The sequence below is a fragment of the Amycolatopsis lexingtonensis genome (assembly GCF_014873755.1).
GTDB classification, from domain to species: Bacteria; Actinomycetota; Actinomycetes; order Mycobacteriales; family Pseudonocardiaceae; genus Amycolatopsis; species Amycolatopsis lexingtonensis.
In genome coordinates, this window is record NZ_JADBEG010000001.1 from 9,194,170 (window position 1) to 9,211,474 (window position 17,305).

Genomic DNA, 17,305 nt, shown 5'->3' on the forward strand with positions numbered 1-17,305 from the left:
TATTTCACGGTCGAATTGTCACTTGCGTGCGGGAAATGCATTCTTCGGTTGCGATCCAGGTGATAAAAGTGCTGGTCAGGGCCATGATCGCGGAGTGTTCCACGGTTTCGTACTCTAGCACGAGTATTGCTTTTCACCGGTCCGGTGCGTTATTTCTGAAGATCGCCCCACCCCGCGCTCAGGAGGTCCGCCGATGGCCGAGCTCGTCCCGCCGTCGCACGTTCGACGGCTGCGTTGCCTCGGCATCGGCGACCCGGACGCCGTCGCCGCGGTCGCCCGCGGTGGCGGCCTCGGCGTGCTCGACGGCGCCGATCCGGTGGCCGTGGCGCTGGTCGCCGACCGGGTCCGGGTGCCCTACGGCGTGCGCACCGACGGTCCGCTGCCCGCGGGCGCGGCCTTCGCCGTCCGCACGAAAGCGCCGTGGGCGGGCGCGCTCGCCGAAGTCGGTGACGTCGCCACGGCCGCCGAGGCGGTGGAGCAAGGCGCGCTGGGGCTGGTCGCGTGCGGCAGTGAGCTGAGCGACTTCGTGCTGCTGCAACAACTCCTGAACACTTTCGACGTCCCGGTGTGGGGGACCGTGGCCGGGCCGCGGACCGCCGTCGGCGCGCTGGCCGGCGGCGCGGCGGGCGTCGTCAGCAAGTCCACAGTGGAATCCGATGTGCGCCGGATCGCCGGTGCCACCGTCCCCGGCGTGCCCTCGCCGGACCGGCTCCTGCGGACGCTGGGTACCGCGCTCCCGGTCGTCCAGGGACCGATGACGCGGGTGAGCGATCAGCCCGCGTTCGCGGCCGCGGTCGCCGAAGCGGGCGGGTTCCCGTTCGTCGCCGTGGCCACCGCGAACGGCACGCGCACCACCGAACTCCTCAACCGCACCGCCGAAGTGCTCGGCGGCCGCCCGTGGGGCGCGGGGATCCTCGGCTTCGTCCCGGACGATCTGCGGGCCGCGCAGCTCGCCGCGATCCGCGCCGCCCGGCCGCGGTGCGTGCTGATCGCGGGCGGGAAACCCGGGCAGGCCAAGGCCCTCGAAGCCGAGGGGATCGCGACCTTCGTGCACGTGCCGTCGCCGATCCTGCTCGGCCAGTACCTCGACGCCGGGGTCCGCCGGTTCGTCTTCGAGGGCGCCGAATGCGGCGGGCACGTCGGCCCGCGCTCCAGTTTCGAGCTGTGGGAGGAACAACTGGCCGTGCTCGGCGCGGCGAAGGACGTCGAAGTGCTGTTCGCCGGCGGCATCCACGACGCCCGCTCGGCGGCCGTCGTCCGGGCGATGGCGGCGCCGCTCGACGCCGTCGGCGTCCTGATGGGCACCGCGTACCTCTTCACCGAAGAAGCCGTGACGCACGGCGCGATCACGGACCTGTTCCAGCGGCGCGCGCTCGAAGCCGCCACCACCGTCACGCTCGAGACCGCGCCGGGCCATCGCACGCGCTGCCTGCCCAGCCCGTACACCGCGGAATTCGAGCAGGTGAAAGCGAACTTGCGGGACGTGCCCGCGCAGGAGGCCTGGCAGCGGCTGGAGGAGCTGAACACCGGACGGCTGCGCGTCGCGAGCAAAGGCGTGCGGCACGGCGGTGCGGTGGTCGACGAAGAGGCCCAGCTCGCCGAAGGAATGTTCATGGCCGGGCAGGTCGCCGTGCTGCGCGACCGGAAGACGACGATCGCCGAGCTGCACCGCGATGTCACGGCCGGGAAAACGTTCACCCGCCCCGAAGAGCCCGTGCCGGCGGCGGGCACCCGCGACATCGCCGTCATCGGGATGGCCTGCACGTTCCCCGGCGCCCCGGACCTCGAAGCGTTCTGGTCGACCGTCCTGCGCGGCGCGGACGCCGTCACCGAGGTGCCGCCGGAGCGCTGGGACCCGGAGGTCTACTTCGGACAGTCGACGTCGAAGTGGGGTGGCTTCCTGCCGCCGGTGGCCGTCGACCCGCTCGACTTCGGGATCCCGCCGTCCGCCATGGGCCGCATCGACCCGGCCCAGCTGGTGTCGCTGGAAACCGCGCGCCGGGCCCTCGAAGACGCGGGGTACGCGCACCGCGACTTCGACCGCGAGCGCACGAGCGTCGTGTTCGGCGCGGAGGCGGGCGGCGACCTGGCCAACGCGGGCACCCTGCGGTCCCTGCTCGAGGGCTACCTCGACGAGGTGCCGCCCGAACTCCTGGCGCAGCTGCCCGAACCGACCGAGGACACCTTCCCCGGCACGCTCGCCAACGTCATCTCCGGCCGGATCGCCAACCGGCTCGACCTCGGCGGCGCCAACTACACCGTGGACGCCGCGTGCGGGTCTTCACTGGCCGCGCTGGACCTGGCCGCCAAGGAACTGCGCGCCGGGACCAGCGAGCTGGTCCTTTGCGGCGCCGTCGACCTGCACAACGGCATCCACGACTACCTGATGTTCACCTCGGCCGGCGCGCTCTCGCCGACCGGCCGCTGCCGCCCGTTCGACGCCGCCGCCGACGGGATCGCGCTCGGCGAGGGCGTCGCCTGCCTGGTGCTCAAGCGCCTCGCCGACGCCGAGCGCGACGGCGACCGGATCTACGCGGTGGTCAAGGGCGTCGGCGCGGCCAGCGACGGCAAGGCGCTCGGCCTGACCGCACCCCGCCCGGAAGGCCAGTACCGCGCCCTCGAACGCGCTTACCACGACGCCGGAGTGTCCCCAGTGGACGTCGGGCTCGTCGAAGCGCACGGCACGGGCACGGTGGTCGGGGACGCGACCGAACTGCGGACGCTGACCGGCTTCTTCGCCGACGCCGGCGCCGCGCCCGGCAGCTGCGCGCTCGGTTCGGTCAAGAGCCAGATCGGCCACACGAAGTGCGCGGCCGGCCTGGCCGGGCTGATCAAGGCGGCGCTGGCGCTCTGGCACGAAGTCGTCCCGCCGACGCTGCACTTGAGCGAGCCGAACGCCGCCTGGGACCCGGCCACCAGCCCGTTCACGTTCACCACCGCGGCGCGCCCGTGGGCGGACCCGGCCCGGCTGGCCGGGGTCAGCGCGTTCGGCTTCGGCGGCACCAACTTCCACGCCGTGCTCGGTGCCGGCCCGGTCGCCCCGGACCGCCGGCACGGCCCGCGTGACTGGCCCGCCGGCGCGGAGAAAGCCCTTGCCGGGATCCGGCGCGCCGACGCCGACCCCGGGAAGATCGCCTTCCTCTTCCCTGGCCAGGGCAGCCAGCGCCCCGGCATGCTCGCCGAGCTGTTCGTGCACTTCCCGGAGCTCGCCGACCTGCTCAAGCTCGCCCCCGACGTCGCCGCGAAGGCGTTCCCGCCCCGGGTGTTCGCCGCGGACGCCGTCCAGGAGCAGGAGAAAGCCCTTACCGACACGCGGATCGCGCAGCCCGCGCTCGGGCTCGTCGAGACGGCGGTGGTCCGGCTGCTGGCGCAGGTCGGCGTCCGCCCGGACTTCCTGGCCGGGCACAGCTACGGCGAGCTGGTCGCGCTGTCGGTCGCGGGCGCGTTCGGCACCGGGACGCTGCTGCGGCTCAGCCGGGCCCGCGCGCGGGCCATCGCCGACGTCGCCGAGCCCGGCGCGATGGCCGCGGTCAAGGCGCCGCGGGACGCGCTGACATCCACCCTGATCGGCCCGGACGTCGTGGTGGCCAACCACAACGCCCCCGAGCAGGTCGTCCTCTCCGGCTCGGTGCCGGCGGTCGAACGCGCGATCCGGCGGCTGCGCGAGACCGGGTTCGCCGCCAAGCGGATCCCGGTCGCCTGCGCGTTCCACAGCCCGCTGGTCGCGGGCGCGGGTGCCGTTTTCGCGGCGGAGCTCGTGGAAGAGTCCGTTGTGGACCCGAAGCTGCCGGTGTGGGCGAACCGCACCGCGGCGCCCTACGACGGCGACGTGAAGGCCGAACTCGCCGCGCAGATCGGCGCGCCGGTGCGGTTCCTCGAGCAGATCGAGTCGATGTACGCGGCGGGCGCGCGGACGTTCGTCGAGGCCGGGCCCGGCCGGGTGCTGTCCCGGCTGGTCGCGGAGATCCTCGGCGACCGCCCGCACACGGTCGTCGCTTGTGGACCCGACCTGACCGGTTTCGTGACCGCACTGGCGAAACTGGCCGACGCGGGCGTCGACGTCCGCACCGAACGCCTCGAGCGCGCCAAGCCCCCGGCACCGTCCCCCACCGCCTGGGCCGTGGACGGGCGGTCCGCCCGCGCGCCCGGCGCCGAGGTCCCCGCCCTGCCCCCGGCCCGACGAATCCGGAGTACCGCCATGACCCAGCCCGCTCCCGGCCGCGACCAGGCGGTCGTCGACTTCCTGCGCACCACCCGCGAACTCGTGGCGGCGCAACGGGAAGTGATGCTCGGCTACCTCGGCAGCGCGCCCGCCCCGGCGCCCGTGCCCGCTCCCGCGCCGGTGCCGGTGGTGCTCGAAGAACCGGAACCCGAGCCGGTCGCCGAGGCGCCGGCCGACGTCCTCGGCACGGTGATCGGCGTGATCAGTGAGCGCACCGGCTACCCGGCCGAGATGATCGCCGGCGACCTCGACCTCGAAGCCGACCTGTCGATCGACTCGATCAAGCGCACCGAAATCGCGGGCACGCTGCTGTCCCGGCTGGGACTGCCGGCCGACGACCGCACCGACCAGCTCAGCCGCGACCGGACGGCCGACGCGCTGACCGCGCACCTGGAGACCTGGCTCAGCCCCACCCCGATGGCCGCCGCGCCCACCCGGTACCGGCTCGACCGGGTACCGGTGCCGCTCGACCCGGATCCCGCGCGGCTGCACGGGAAATCCGTGGCGGTGCTCGGAAAGGATGACTCCGTCAGTACCGCGTTCGCCGCGGCCGGTGCGGCGGTCGTCGACGGCGACGCGGACATCACCGTGCTCCTCGCCCGCGACCTGACCGACGTGTTCACCCGGCTCAAGGCGCTGCGGGGGACCGTGCTCGTGGCGGCCGAGCCGGACGCGGTGCCGGGCCTGCGCGGCCTGGTCCGGTCGGCCGCACTCGAACGCGACGGCGTCACCCGGCTGGTCGAGGTCACGCAGGACGTCGCCAAGGTGCTGGTCGACGAGGCTCTCAGCGACGGGCCGTCGGTGGTCGGCCACGACGACGGCGGCCGGTTCACGATCGAACCCCGGCCCGCCGATCTCGGCTCGATCGCCTACTCCGGCGCCGGGCCGGGCGGCGGCGAACTGGCCGCGCTGGGCCTCGGCCCGGACTCCGTGGTCCTGCTGGTCGGCGGCGCCCGCGGGATCACCGCCCGCGCGGCCGTCGCGTTCGCCGCCTCCGGGTGCCGGATCGAACTCGCCGGGCGCACGCCGTGGCCGGGCGAGCCGGACGACCTGCCCGCCGACCCCGCCGCGATGCGCGCGGTGCTGGCCGGCCGCGGTGGTTCGGTCGCCGACATCGAGCGCCGGGTGCGGACCGTGCTGGCCCAGCGCGAGATCGGGCGCACGCTCGACGAGGTGCGCGCGGCCGGCGGCGACCCGGCGTACCGGTCGCTCGACGTGCGGGACACCGAAGCCGTGCACCAGCTGGTCAAGGAACTCGGCGGGCGGATCGACGGTGTCGTCTTCGCCGCGGGGGTCATCGACGACAAGCTCATGGCGGACAAGGACGAGCGGTCGTTCCGGACCGTCTTCGAGACCAAAGCGGACGGTGCCCGCACGCTGCTCGCCGCGCTGGCGGAGACCGGCGCAGAGCCCGGGTTCGTCACCTTCTTCGGCAGCATCGCGGCGGTGCTCGGCAACCGCGGCCAGACCGACTACGCCGCGGCGAACGACGCGCTGGAGACGCTGGCGAGGACCTGGCCGGGCCGGGCGGTGACCGTCCACTGGGGACCGTGGGCGCCCGCGGCCGACCACAGCGGCATGGTCTCGCCGGAGCTGGCCCGCGAGTACGAACGCCGGGACGTCGGCCTGCTCGACGCGGACGAGGGTGTCGCGGCCCTGCTGCGCGAACTCGCCTACGGCACCGACCGTGCGGTCCTGTACACGGCGTCGTTGTGGTGAGCCAGGAGCCGGTGGCGATCACCGGCATGGGCGTGTTCCTGCCCGGCGCTTCCACTGTGGACCAGTACTGGCGGAACCTGGTGGCCGGCACCGACGCCGTCACCGAGATCCCGCCGCACCGCCGCGATCCCGCGTTCCACGGCCACGACGGCGCCGCGCCCGACCGGACCCACGGCCGGCGCGGCGGCTTCACCGCGGACACCCTGGAGTTCGACGCGATCGCCCACGGCGTGCCGCCGACGTCGCTCGACGGGACCGAGCCGGACCAGCTCACGGCGCTGGCCGTCGCCGTGGCCGCGGTCGAGGACGCCGGTGGCCTGGGGCGGCTCGGCGCCCCTGAGCGGATCGGCGTCGTGCTCGGCCGCGGCGGGTACCTCTCGCCCGGGCTGCAGGGCTTCGACCAGCGCGTCCGCACCGTCCGGCAGATCACCCGCACGGTCGGCGAGCTGATGCCCGCGGCCGGCCCGGACGTCCTCGAGCGGCTGCGCGCGGCCCTCCTCGAACCGCTGGGCGAGTTCCGGCCGGAGACCGCGGCCGGGCTGGTGCCGAACCTCGCCGCGGCCCGCGTCGCGAACCGGCTCGACCTCGGCGGTCCGGCGTACACAGTGGACGCCGCCTGCGCGTCCTCGCTGGTCGCGGTCGACCAGGCGATCGGCGAGCTGACCCGCGGCCGCTGCGACGTCGTGCTGGCCGGCGGGGCGCACCAGACGCAGGACGACACGCTGTGGGCGCTGTTCACCCAGCTCGGCGCGTTGTCGCCGAGCCAGCGGATCAGCCCGCTGTCCCGTGCCGCCGACGGCATGCTCATCGGCGAGGGCACCGCGATCGTCGTGCTCAAGCGGCTGGCCGACGCCCGCCGCGACGGCGACCGCGTGTACGCCGTGATCCGCGGCAGCGGCACGTCGAGCGACGGGCGGGGCGCCAGCCTGCTCAGCCCGTCCGTCGCCGGGCAGACCCTCGCCCTGCGGCGCGCCTGGGCCGGGCTGGACCCGGCGGAGATCGGCCTGCTGGAGGCCCACGGCACCGCCACCCCCGCCGGCGACGCCGCCGAGCTGACCACCGTCGCCGACGTCTTCGGCCAGGCGAGCGGGCCGCGCTCGGTGATCGGCTCGGTGAAGTCGATGATCGGGCACACGCTGCCGACCGCCGGGGTCGCCGGGCTGGTGAAGGTCGCGCTCGCGCTGCACCACGGGGTCCTGCCGCCGACGCTCCACTGTGCCGACCCGAACCCGCTGCTGGACAAGACCCGGTTCCGGGTGCTGGCCGAGGCCGAGCCGTGGGGCGAGCTGCCGCGGGTGGCCGCGGTCAACGCGTTCGGCTTCGGTGGCGTGAACGCCCACGTCGTGCTCGAAGTCGGTGACCCGGCGCCGAAGCGGCGGGTCCGCGTCGACGAGCCGGAACGCGTGCTGCGGCTGGCCGCGGCGACGCCGGAAGCGCTGCTGGAGCAGCTCGAGAAGCCCGGCGAAGGCGACGGGCGCTGCCGGCTGGGGATCGTCGGCGCGGACGAGCGCAAGCTGGCCACCGCCCGCCGTGTGCTCGCGAAGGTGGCGGCCGAGGGCCGGTCGTGGCACGGCGGTGGCGACATCTGGTGCTCGGTCGACCCGCTCCTGCCCGGTGGCAAGACCGCGTTCCTCTACCCGGGCCTGGAAGCCGACGCCGAGCCGCGCCTCGACGACGTGGCCCGGCACTTCGGCCTCGACCGTCCACAGTGGTCGACGGCGACCGTGCCCGCCCGCGCCACGAGCGTCTCGTCGACCGGGCTGCTGCTCGACCACGCCCTGCGGCGGCTGGGGATCCGCCCGGACGCGCTCGCCGGGCACAGCGCCGGCGAGTGGACGGCCATGCAGGCCGCCGGGATCTACCGGGCCGAACCCGATCTGCTGGAGCGGTACTGGCCCGGTGGGTTCGAGCTGCCGGAGGCGGACTACCTGGTGCTGGGCTGTGCTGCCGCGCGGGTGGCCGAGCTGCTCACCGGCGAACTCGTGATCTCGCACGAGAACGCGGCTCAGCAGACCATCGTGTGCGGGCCGCCGGCCGCCGTCGCGGAGTTCGCGGTGACCTGCCGCGGGCTCGGCATCGTGGCCCGGACGCTGCCGTTCCGGTCCGGCTTCCACACGCCGCTGATGGAACCGCACCTCGCGCCGTTCGCGCGGCTCGTCGCGGACCTGGACCTGCTGGCGCCCGCGGTGCCGGTGTGGTCGGCGACGACGACGCGGCCGTACCCCGCGGCCGCGGCCGACGTCCGGCGGCTCTACCTCGACCACCTGCTGCGCCCGGTCCGGTTCCGGCAGCTGACCGAGGCACTGCACGACGCCGGGTTCCGGGCGTTCGTGCAGGTCGGCGCCGGGCAGCTCGGCTCCTTCGTCACCGACACCCTCGGCGAGCGGCGGCACCTGGTCGTCGCGGCCGCGTCCGGCACCCGGCCCGGGCTCGCGCAGCTGCGGCGGGTCGCGACCGCGTTGTGGACCGAGGGCGGCGACCCCGATTTCGCGGCGCTGGAGCCGCGGCGGGTCCGGCTCAACACCGGGAAACCCCTGCTGTCGCTGGGGGAATCGGCCCGGGGCATCCTGGACACCGCGGCGCCGCCCGAGCTGCCCGCGGGGGTACCGGACGCGATCGTCGCCGAGTTCACCGCGCTGCTCACCGAAACCCGCCGGAGCGCGGCGGACGTCGTCGTGGCCGCCGCGCGACGCCGAGTCGAGTCCACAGTGGACGTCTCGCTCGCCGCGATGCCGTACCTGCGCGACCACCGGTTCTTCCGCCAGCGCGACGACTGGCCCGACGAGGACGACTTCCGCCCGGTGGTGCCCGCGACGACGCTCGTCGACCTCGCCTGCCGGGCCGTCGAACGCACCTGGCCGGGCACGAAGGCGGTGACCGTGCGGGACGCCGTCTTCTCGCGCTGGCTGATCGCGTCACCCGCCCGGGAGGTGCCGTTGTCGCTGAGCCGCGAGGGCGACCGCGTGACCGTCGAGATCGGACCGTACGCGCTGCTGACCGTCGAGGTCGGGGTCCACGCGGCCCCGCCGCCACCGGCCGGGGTGCCCGGGCCGGAGACCGCGCCGCCGCTGAGCGCGGCCGAGATCTACGAGCGGCGCGAGATGTTCCACGGCCCGGCTTACCAGGGCCTGGCCCGGCTGACCGGGCTCGGCGAGCAGCACATCCGCGGCGAGCTGGTCGTGCCGTCCGCGCCCGGCGGGCTGCTCGACAACGTCGGCCAGCTGCTCGGCTGCTGGCTGATGGCGACCCGGTCCGACGACCTGCTCGCGTTCCCGCGTTCGATCGGCAAGCTGACCTGGTACGGCCCCGAACCGCCGCCGGGCACCCGGGTGACCTGCCAGGTGCGGGTCCGGCTGCCGCGGCCCGACGTCCTGGAGATGGACGCCGAGCTGGTGCGGGACGGCCGGGTGCTGGCGAGCGTCGAGGGCTGGCGGGACGTCCGGTTCCCGTGCGACCGCGCGGCCCACCGCGTCTACGCCTTCCCCGCGGAAAACCTGCTGTCCGAACGGCGGGAGGACGGCTCGGTCGCGGTCACCGACCGCTGGCCGACGGTCGCCGCGCGGGACATCTACGCCGGGATCTACCTCAGCGCCCAGGAGCGCGCCGAGTTCGCCGCCGTGCCCCCGCGCCGGCAGCGCGGCTGGCTGCTGCGGCAGATTGCCGCGAAGGACGCCGTCCGGGCCCGGCTCGCCGAGCCCGTGTACCCGGCGGAAATCCGCGTCCACGACGACGGCACGGTGTCCGGCAGGCACCGGGAACTGCCGCGCTGCACCGTCACGGTCGAGCTGACCGGGGAGACCGCCATCGCACACCACAGGAGCACGCCATGACCATCGACCACGCGTCCGCGACGTTCGACGTCGTCGCCGAGTTGCTCGCCGAGCTCGTCGGCGACGCCGAGGTGCTCGGGATCGAGATCACGCCCGACACGACGTTCCACGAGGACCTGCAGCTGGAAAGCATCGATCTGGTGACCTTCGCGAGCATCCTCGCCGAGCACTTCGGCGCGGACGTCAACCTCGCCGAGCACCTGGCGGAGAAGGACCTCGACGACGTCATCGGCCTGACCGTCGGCGACATCGCCCGGTTCGTGGGGGAGCGCACGTGCCCACGATGACCGTCAACGGGTTGCGCACCAACGTGCAGCTCGTGCCCGCCGGCGGTACCGAGACCGTGGTGTTCCTGCACGGCATGGGCACCGACAGCCTGGCCAGCTTCTACCTCACGCTGGCGCCGCCGGTCGCGGCCGCGGGCATCGACGTGATCAGCTACGACCTGCGCGGGCACGGCAAGACCGAGCGCCCGGTGCACGGCTACACGCTCGGGGACTTCGTCGCCGACCTCGACGACCTGCTGGTGCAGCTGGCCGTCGACCGGCCGGTGCACCTGGTGGGCAACAGCTTCGGCGGCACGCTCGCCTACAGCTACGCCGTGGCGAACCCGGACCGCGTGCGCAGCATCGTGTGCATCGAGTCCGAGCCCGCGACCGAGGTGTGGGCCGGGAAGATGCGCGAGATCCTCGCGCACACCGTGCGGTTCCTGCAGGTGGAGGAGAGCTTCGACTGGATCGAGGCGAACTTCAGCGCACATCACCGGCGGCTCGCACGGCTGGCGGCCGAGCGGATCACGTCGACGAAGATGGCCGAGGAGGTCCCGCTCGGGCCGTTGCTCACCTGGGAGCAGGTGGCGGCGATCGGCTGCCCGGTGCTGTCCATTTTGGGCAGTCACGGCTACCAGGCCGACGACCTCGAAGCCTTGACGTCGTTGCTGCCGAACGGCGAGCTGCACGTCTTCGAAGGTCAAGGGCACTCGGTGCTGGTGGAGCAGCACCGCGAGGTCCGCGAGCTGGTGCTCAAGTGGATCGATCGGCACGCGGCGTGAAGTTCCTGCTGGTCGTCCCGCCGCTGGCCGGGCACGTGGCGCCGCTGCAAGGGGTGGCCGCGGTGCTCGAAGCGCGAGGGCACGAGGTGGCCTGGTGCGGTCCGGTGCCCGCACTGTCCACAGTGGTCCCCGGCCGGGTCTTCCCGGCCGGGGACTCCGCGCCGTTTTCGGTGGCCCTGCGGCCGCCGGAACTGCGAGGGTTCGCAGCGTTGAAGTACCTGTGGGAGTCGTACCTGGTGCCGCTGGCGGACGCGATGGTGCCCGGGGTCGCTTCGGCCGTCGCGGTGTTCGAGCCGGACGTCGTCGTGGTGGACCAGCAGGCGATGGCGGGTGCGCTGGTGGCCGCGCGGTGCGGGCTGCCGTGGGCGACGTCGGCGTCGACGTCCACCGAGCTGGCCGACCCGCTGGGCTCGCTGCCGAAGATCGCGTCCTGGGTGGCCGACCTGCAAGCGGGCCTGCGCGCGCGGCACGGCGTGCTGCTCGGCGACCTGCGGTTCTCGCCGCACCTGGTGCTGGCGTTCACGACCCGGGCACTCGCGGGCGATTCCCCGCTGGCGGTGCCGGTGTCCTACGTCGGCCCGGCGCTGCCCTCGGCGCCCGGTGAATGGTCCTCTATGGACGATCGGCCGCTGGTCGTGGTGACGCTGGGGACGTCGAACGCGGCGGCGGGGGCCCGGTTCCTCGCCGAGAGCGTGGACGCGCTGGCGGGGATGCCGGACGTGCAAGGCCTGGTGGTGGACCCGAGTGGTCACTTGATCAGTGAAAGTGTCGCCCTGGCCCGGCGGATCCCGCAGGTGGCGGTGTTCGCGCGGGCGTCGGTGGTGGTCTGCCACGGCGGGCACAACACAGTGTGCGAAGCGCTGGTGGCCGGGGTGCCGCTGGTGGTGGCGCCGATCCGGGACGACCAGTCGATGCTGGCCCAGCAGGTGGTCGCGGCGTCGGCGGGGGTGCGCGTGCGGTTCGACCGCGCCAAGGCGGGCGACATCCGGCGGGCGATCGAGGCGGCCGGCCAGTACCGCTCCGGAGCCGAGAAGATCCGCGAGTCCTTCGAGGCGGCGGGTGGCGCGGCGGAAGCGGCGACCCACCTGGAGGCACTGGGCTGAAGTCCCGGTCTTGATCCGGCCATGCGCCCCAATGTGGCGTTCGGTGCGTCCAGCGCACCCAATGTGGCGTTCGGTGCGTTGGACGCAACCAACGCCACATTGGGGCGCTTTGAGGGCTGGCCTTCAGGCGCGGTTGCGGAAGGTGCGGGCCGCGAGTGTCGAGCCCGCCACCGCGGCCACCGCCGCGATCACCAGGGCCGTCAGCACCGACCAGCCGATCGGGCGGCCCAGCGCCAGCGCGCGGGTCGCGTCGATCGCGTACGTCAGCGGGTTGACCGCCGAAACCACCCGCACCCACGCCGGCATCGTGTCCAGCGGCATGTACGCGCTGGAGGAGAACATCAGCGGGAACATCACCACGAACGACGCCGCCTGCAGGGTTTCCGCCTTGCGCAGCCACGTCGTGATCGCCACGAACACCCAGCTCAGGCACCAGCCGACCACCAGCGTCAGCAGCAGCGCCAGTCCCAGGCCCAGCACGCCGCCCGCCGGGCGGAAGCCGAGGAACAGCACGCTCGCCAGTGCCGTCACCACCAGCTGGACCGCGAGCCGCGCGGCGTCGGCCAACGTGCGGGCGACCAGCACCGAGACCAGGGAGATCGGCAGGCAGCGGAGCCGGCCGGTGAAGCCGCCGTAGATCTCGGCGAGCAGGCCCGCGCCCGAGCTCATCGCCGTCGTCATCGCGATGTTCACCAGCGTCGCCGGCACCAGGAAGTTCACGTAACCCTGGTACGCCGCCACGCCCGGCAGGGCGCCGACGCCGCTGAACACCTGGCTGAACAACAGGAGCAGCACCACCGGTTGCAACAGTCCGAAGAAGACCAGTCGCCGGTCGCCGAACGCCGTGCGCAGCGAACGGCCCGCCAGCACGCGGACCTGGGTCCAGAACCCGGATTCCGGCCACGCCGTGGGATCGCCGAGCGCGGAGACGGCCGCCCGGTGCCGCGCCTGCGTCACCAGCCGACCGCCGTCCGGTGCAGGGACAGGTAGACGTCGTCGAGCGTCGGCTCGGTCACCGTCAGGTCCCGCAGCGGCGCGCCCGCCGTGTCGAGCGCGCGCACCAGCACCGGGATGTCGCCGGGCCCGGTCAGCGGCACCGCGAGGACGAGCCCGGTGCGCCCGGCCCCCATCCCCAAGCGGGACAACGCGTCCGCGGCTCGCTGCAGCGCCAGCTCGGTACCGAAGGTCAGCGTCGCGGTCCGGTTGCCGAGCCGTCCCTTGAGCTGTGCCGGCGTCCCGGACACGGTGATGTGCCCGAGGCCGAGGACGACGACGTGGTCGGCCAGCCGGTCCGCCTCCTCGAGGTACTGGGTGGTGAGCACGACGGTCGTGCCGCGCGCCGCGAGCCCTTCGACGACCGCCCACAGCCCGGACCGGCTCACCGGGTCGAGTCCCGTCGTCGGCTCGTCGAGGAACAGCACCTGCGGCGCGCCGACGAGGCCCGCGGCCAGGTCCAGCCGCCGCCGCATCCCGCCGGAATAGGTGCCGGCGGGCCGGTCGGCGGCGTCTTCGAGGCCGAAGGACGCGATGAGCTCGGCGGCCCGCGCCTGCGCCTGCCGGGGTTTCGCGCCGAGCAGCCGGGCGATCAGCACGAGGTTCCCGCGCCCGGACAGGGCGTCGTCGACCGCGGCGAACTGCCCGGTCACCCCGATCCGCCGCCGGACCGCGCGCCCGCGCTGCACGACGTCGTAGCCGCACACGCGGGCGGTGCCCGCGCTCGGCCGGACGCGCGTGCTGAGGATGTCGATCAGCGTGGTCTTCCCGGCGCCGTTGTGGCCGAGGACCGCCAGCACCGCGCCGCGGGCGACGGTCAGGCTGATCCCGGCGAGCGCGGTGACTTCGCCGTACCGTTTCGCGAGGTCGGTCACGGCGATGACCGGCTGGTTCATGGCCGCTCCTTCCCCTACTTTTGGAAAAGGTAACGGGACGCGGGCGCTGCGAGCAAGAAGATCGCGGCCACCGGCCGTGCGCATGACAATTTTCGCGACCCCGATCCGTCCGCATGTGACAAGCGCTGACCTGCGTGACCCTTCCCGATGAGCGTGATCCCTCACGGGTGACAAAGAATTCACGGTCGCTTGTTCGGCTGGAAACACGGAGGTACTTTTCGCTGAAATTCCCCCATTCCCTGAGGTGACGACCCGTGAGATTTTCGTGGAAGTCGAGAAAGCCCGCGTTCGGCCTGGCCGCCGCCACCGCCGCGGGGGTCGCGGCGACCGTGGTGCTCGTCGGGGCCGGGCCGACCGAGGCCGCGCCGGTGACCCTGACGTTGAACTACAACTGCCCGTTCCCGCTGATCGGCGACCAGGTACTGGCGGTGAAGATCGACACGAACCTGCCCGACAACGCCGTCGCGGGTGCCTCGTCGACGCCGATCACCTTCGACGTCGACGTCACCGTGCCGGAGACCGCAACCGAGGGCCTCGCCCTGGTCGGCGCCACCTCGCTCGACGGCTCGGCGAAGGCCGCGGCGCAGCTCAAGTACCCGGTCGACAAGACGCTGAACCTGAACCTGCCGCTGACCATCGCGTCGACGCCGGTGCCGCCCTCGGGCGCGTTCCACGTCAAGAGCAGCGGCAAGGCGCCGGCGGTGACGTTCCCCAGCCCCGGCACCGCTTCGGTGACGGTCGGGAACTTCAGCACCACGATGACCCCGCGCACCGCGGACGGCCAGCCGACCGACCTGGGCACGTTCACGTCGGACTGCGTCGCCGTCCCGGGCCAGAACCAGCTGCTCGGCACGTTCGAGATCAAGCCGGCGGGCGGCACCACGACGCCGACCACGCCGACCACCCCCACGACGCCGACGACTCCCACGACGGAGCCGACGACTCCGACGACCGAGCCGACGACGCCGACCACGCCGACGACTCCCACGACGGAGCCGACAACGCCGACGACGGAGCCCACGACTCCGACCACGGAGCCGACGACGCCGACGACCGAGCCGACGACCCCGACGACGGAACCGACGACTCCGACCACGGAGCCGACGACGCCGACGACGGAACCGACCACGCCGACCACGGAGCCGACGACGCCGACGACCGAGCCGACGACCCCGACGACGGAACCGACGACTCCGACCACGGAGCCGACGACGCCGACGACGGAACCGACCACGCCGACCACGGAACCGACCACGCCGACCACGGAACCGACGACACCCACCACCGAGCCGACCACGCCGACGACCCAGCCGACCACGCCGCCGGGCGGCATCGAGGTCAAGTACTCGGTCAAGGGCAAGTCGTTCCTCAAGCAGCTGCACGCCACGCTGCCGCTCGGCCCGGGCAGCCTGGACGCGAAGCTCGACGCCGCGTCCGGCAAGTTCGGCGCCCAGCTCGCGCTGCCGAAGTCGGACGTGGACTTCCGCGTCCTCGGCTTCATCCCGGCGTCGGCGACGGTGAAGCTCGACCAGGTCGGCGCGATCAACGGCACGCTCACCGGCGGCGCGGTCAAGGCGGACGCCCAGATCGACGTCCAGCTGACCAAGGTGCGGGTCTTCGGGTTCCCGATCCTGCAGTCGAAGTCGTGCCACACGGTGAAGCCGGCCGACGTGCCGCTCGCCTCGGCGCCCGGGTTCGACCCGCTCAAGGGCGGCAAGCTGACCGCGACCTACGGCATCCCGCAGTTCACCGGCTGCGGCTTCCTGACCGGTCTGATCAGCGGGCTCACCTCCGGGCCCGGCAACAAGCTGGAAGTGACCCTCACCAAGAAGTGAGGTAGGGCCGCGAAAACGCAGACCCGCGTGACAAGAACGTGAACAACCCTTGTCCCGCAACGAGAATCGTCAGTAGCTTCGGAAAGGATCTCCTTCGATGAGGAAGGCCGTATGTCCGTGCTGACCCGGTTCTCGCTGCCGCTCGTGCTGATCGGAGTCGCGTTCTCGCTGGGTGCCGCGGAAGCCGCGCCCAGCGAGAACGCGCCTCAGGCGCAAGCGGCCACGCAGATCCCCTTCGGGTTCACCCTCGGGGACGCGCAGCAGCCGACCACGAGCCACGTGGCCAAGCTCGGGTCGGACATCGCCTTCCCACCGGGCACCTTCGACGGCGCGCTCGGCGGTCTCACCAACACCGTGCCGATCACCGGCAAGCTGAACATCCCGCCCACCGACGGCTACTTCGTCGCGTTCCGGTTCATGGGCACCACCGGCCGGGTCGAGATCGTCCCGGACGGCGACGCCACCGGCACGGCCACTGTGAAGACCGGCAAGGACACCAACTGCAAGGCCACGCAGACGAACATCTGCGCCGACACCGACGTGACCGCGAAGGTGTTCATCAAGCTCTCGGACGTGAAGGTGGACGGCAAGGCCCTCGACGTCGGCGCGAACTGCCGGACGGCGCAGCCCGCGTCGGTGACCATCAAGGCATTGGTGCCGATTTCGCTGCCGGCCCCGCCGGTGAAGGTGACTTCGACGTTCACGACGCCCGCGTTCGCCGGGTGCACCGGGCACGAGGACCTGAGCCGGCTGCTCACCGGCCTGGTTTCGGGGCCGGGCAACACCTTCGTCTCGAACCTCACGTTGCGCTGCTTCAGCTCCGGGTGCAAGCCGGCATGACCACCCTGCTCAGCGAAGCTCCCCGGAAAGCGGCGAACGGCCTGCGCGAGTTCGGCCGCATGTGCGCGATGGGCCTCGACATCGTCCTGGCGATGTTCCGCCGCCCGTACCAGGTGCGCGAGTTCGTCCAGCAGTTCTGGTTCATCGCCAGCGTGTCCATCACGCCGGCGATCCTGGTGTCCATCCCGTTCGGCGCGGTCATCTCGCTGCAGCTCGGCTCGCTCACCAGCCAGATCGGCGCCCAGCAGTTCAACGGCGCGGCGAGCGTGCTGGCCGTCGTGCAGCAGGCGAGCCCGATCGTGACGACGCTGATCATCGCCGGCGCGGGCGGCAGCGCCATCTGCGCAGACCTCGGCGCGCGCAGCATCCGGGAGGAGATCGCCGCGATGGAGGTGCTCGGCGTCTCGCCGATCCACCGGCTGATCGTGCCGCGGGTGCAGGCCGCCGTCGGGGTTTCCGTGCTGCTCAACGGACTCGTCAGCGTCGTCGGTGTGCTGGGCGGCTACTTCTTCAACGTCATCATCCAAGGCGGCACGCCGGGCGCGTACCTGGCCAGCTTCAACGCCCTCGCGCAGCTGCCGGACCTCGTCGTCAGCTCCGTGAAGGCGGTGATCTTCGGCTACCTCGCCGGGGTGGTCGCGTCCTACCGCGGCCTGAACCCGAAGGGCGGGCCCAAGGGCGTCGGCGACGTCGTCAACCAGTCCGTCGTCATCACCTTCCTGCTGCTGTTCTTCGTCAACACCGTGCTGACCGCGCTGTACCTGCAGCTCGTCCCGGCGAAGGGAACCTGAGTGGCCATCCTCGGCAAACCCGGCG

10 protein-coding genes are annotated in these 17,305 nt (G+C 73.0%); 8 read left to right on the forward strand and 2 right to left on the reverse strand.

Annotated elements, in window-relative coordinates:
* Positions 1-193 precede the first annotated feature (193 nt).
* Genes H4696_RS43020 through H4696_RS43040 form a run of 5 tightly spaced genes read left to right on the forward strand, consistent with a single transcriptional unit; the run spans position 194 to position 11,925 of the window.
* Positions 194-5,941, forward strand: a complete 5,748-nt coding sequence (locus tag H4696_RS43020) for a type I polyketide synthase (RefSeq protein WP_086856265.1) — start codon at positions 194-196, stop codon at positions 5,939-5,941.
* Positions 5,935-9,771, forward strand: a complete 3,837-nt coding sequence (locus tag H4696_RS51370) for a beta-ketoacyl synthase N-terminal-like domain-containing protein (RefSeq protein WP_086856266.1) — start codon at positions 5,935-5,937, stop codon at positions 9,769-9,771. Before H4696_RS43020 ends, H4696_RS51370 begins: the two co-directional genes overlap by 7 nt.
* The gene (locus H4696_RS43030; RefSeq protein WP_086856267.1) at positions 9,768-10,058 is read left to right on the forward strand and encodes a phosphopantetheine-binding protein; all 291 of its coding nucleotides are present in this window, start codon (positions 9,768-9,770) and stop codon (positions 10,056-10,058) included. The genes H4696_RS51370 and H4696_RS43030 overlap by 4 nt, the downstream gene beginning before the upstream one ends.
* The gene (locus H4696_RS43035) at positions 10,046-10,822 is read left to right on the forward strand and encodes an alpha/beta fold hydrolase (protein ID WP_086856268.1); all 777 of its coding nucleotides are present in this window, start codon (positions 10,046-10,048) and stop codon (positions 10,820-10,822) included. The genes H4696_RS43030 and H4696_RS43035 overlap by 13 nt, the downstream gene beginning before the upstream one ends.
* On the forward strand, positions 10,798-11,925 hold the full coding sequence (locus tag H4696_RS43040; protein ID WP_249026832.1) for a glycosyltransferase: 1,128 nt from the start codon (positions 10,798-10,800) through the stop codon (positions 11,923-11,925). Before H4696_RS43035 ends, H4696_RS43040 begins: the two co-directional genes overlap by 25 nt.
* Positions 11,926-12,048: 123 nt before the next feature.
* Here H4696_RS43040 and H4696_RS43045 read toward each other — a convergent pair whose 3' ends face one another.
* Complete coding sequence (locus H4696_RS43045; protein ID WP_086856269.1) at positions 12,049-12,882, reverse strand: ABC transporter permease; 834 nt, start codon at positions 12,880-12,882, stop codon at positions 12,049-12,051.
* Positions 12,879-13,814, reverse strand: coding sequence for an ATP-binding cassette domain-containing protein (locus H4696_RS43050; RefSeq protein ID WP_192782842.1), 936 nt, complete (start codon positions 13,812-13,814; stop codon positions 12,879-12,881). The genes H4696_RS43045 and H4696_RS43050 overlap by 4 nt, the downstream gene beginning before the upstream one ends.
* A 254-nt stretch (positions 13,815-14,068) precedes the next feature.
* Between H4696_RS43050 and H4696_RS43055 the strand changes: the two genes are divergently transcribed.
* From H4696_RS43055 to H4696_RS43065, 3 genes are all read left to right on the forward strand, one after another.
* Positions 14,069-15,649, forward strand: coding sequence for a DUF6801 domain-containing protein (locus tag H4696_RS43055; RefSeq protein WP_192782843.1), 1,581 nt, complete (start codon positions 14,069-14,071; stop codon positions 15,647-15,649).
* 111 nt (positions 15,650-15,760) lie between these two features.
* On the forward strand, positions 15,761-16,489 hold the full coding sequence (locus tag H4696_RS43060; protein ID WP_086863083.1) for a hypothetical protein: 729 nt from the start codon (positions 15,761-15,763) through the stop codon (positions 16,487-16,489).
* Positions 16,486-17,280, forward strand: coding sequence for an MlaE family ABC transporter permease (locus H4696_RS43065; protein WP_086863086.1), 795 nt, complete (start codon positions 16,486-16,488; stop codon positions 17,278-17,280). The genes H4696_RS43060 and H4696_RS43065 overlap by 4 nt, the downstream gene beginning before the upstream one ends.
* The last annotated feature ends 25 nt before the right edge of the window (positions 17,281-17,305 follow it).

What these genes read in the sequence shown, in the direction of transcription:
- H4696_RS43020 (WP_086856265.1), top strand. Translation starts at nt 194, where the DNA reads ATGGCCGAGCTCGTCCCGCCGTCGCACGTTCGACGGCTGCGTTGCCTC.
- H4696_RS43030 (WP_086856267.1), top strand. Translation starts at nt 9,768, where the DNA reads ATGACCATCGACCACGCGTCCGCGACGTTCGACGTCGTCGCCGAGTTG.
- H4696_RS43050 (WP_192782842.1), bottom strand. Translation starts at nt 13,814, where the DNA reads ATGAACCAGCCGGTCATCGCCGTGACCGACCTCGCGAAACGGTACGGC.
- H4696_RS43060 (WP_086863083.1), top strand. Translation starts at nt 15,761, where the DNA reads ATGTCCGTGCTGACCCGGTTCTCGCTGCCGCTCGTGCTGATCGGAGTC.
- H4696_RS43065 (WP_086863086.1), top strand. Translation starts at nt 16,486, where the DNA reads ATGACCACCCTGCTCAGCGAAGCTCCCCGGAAAGCGGCGAACGGCCTG.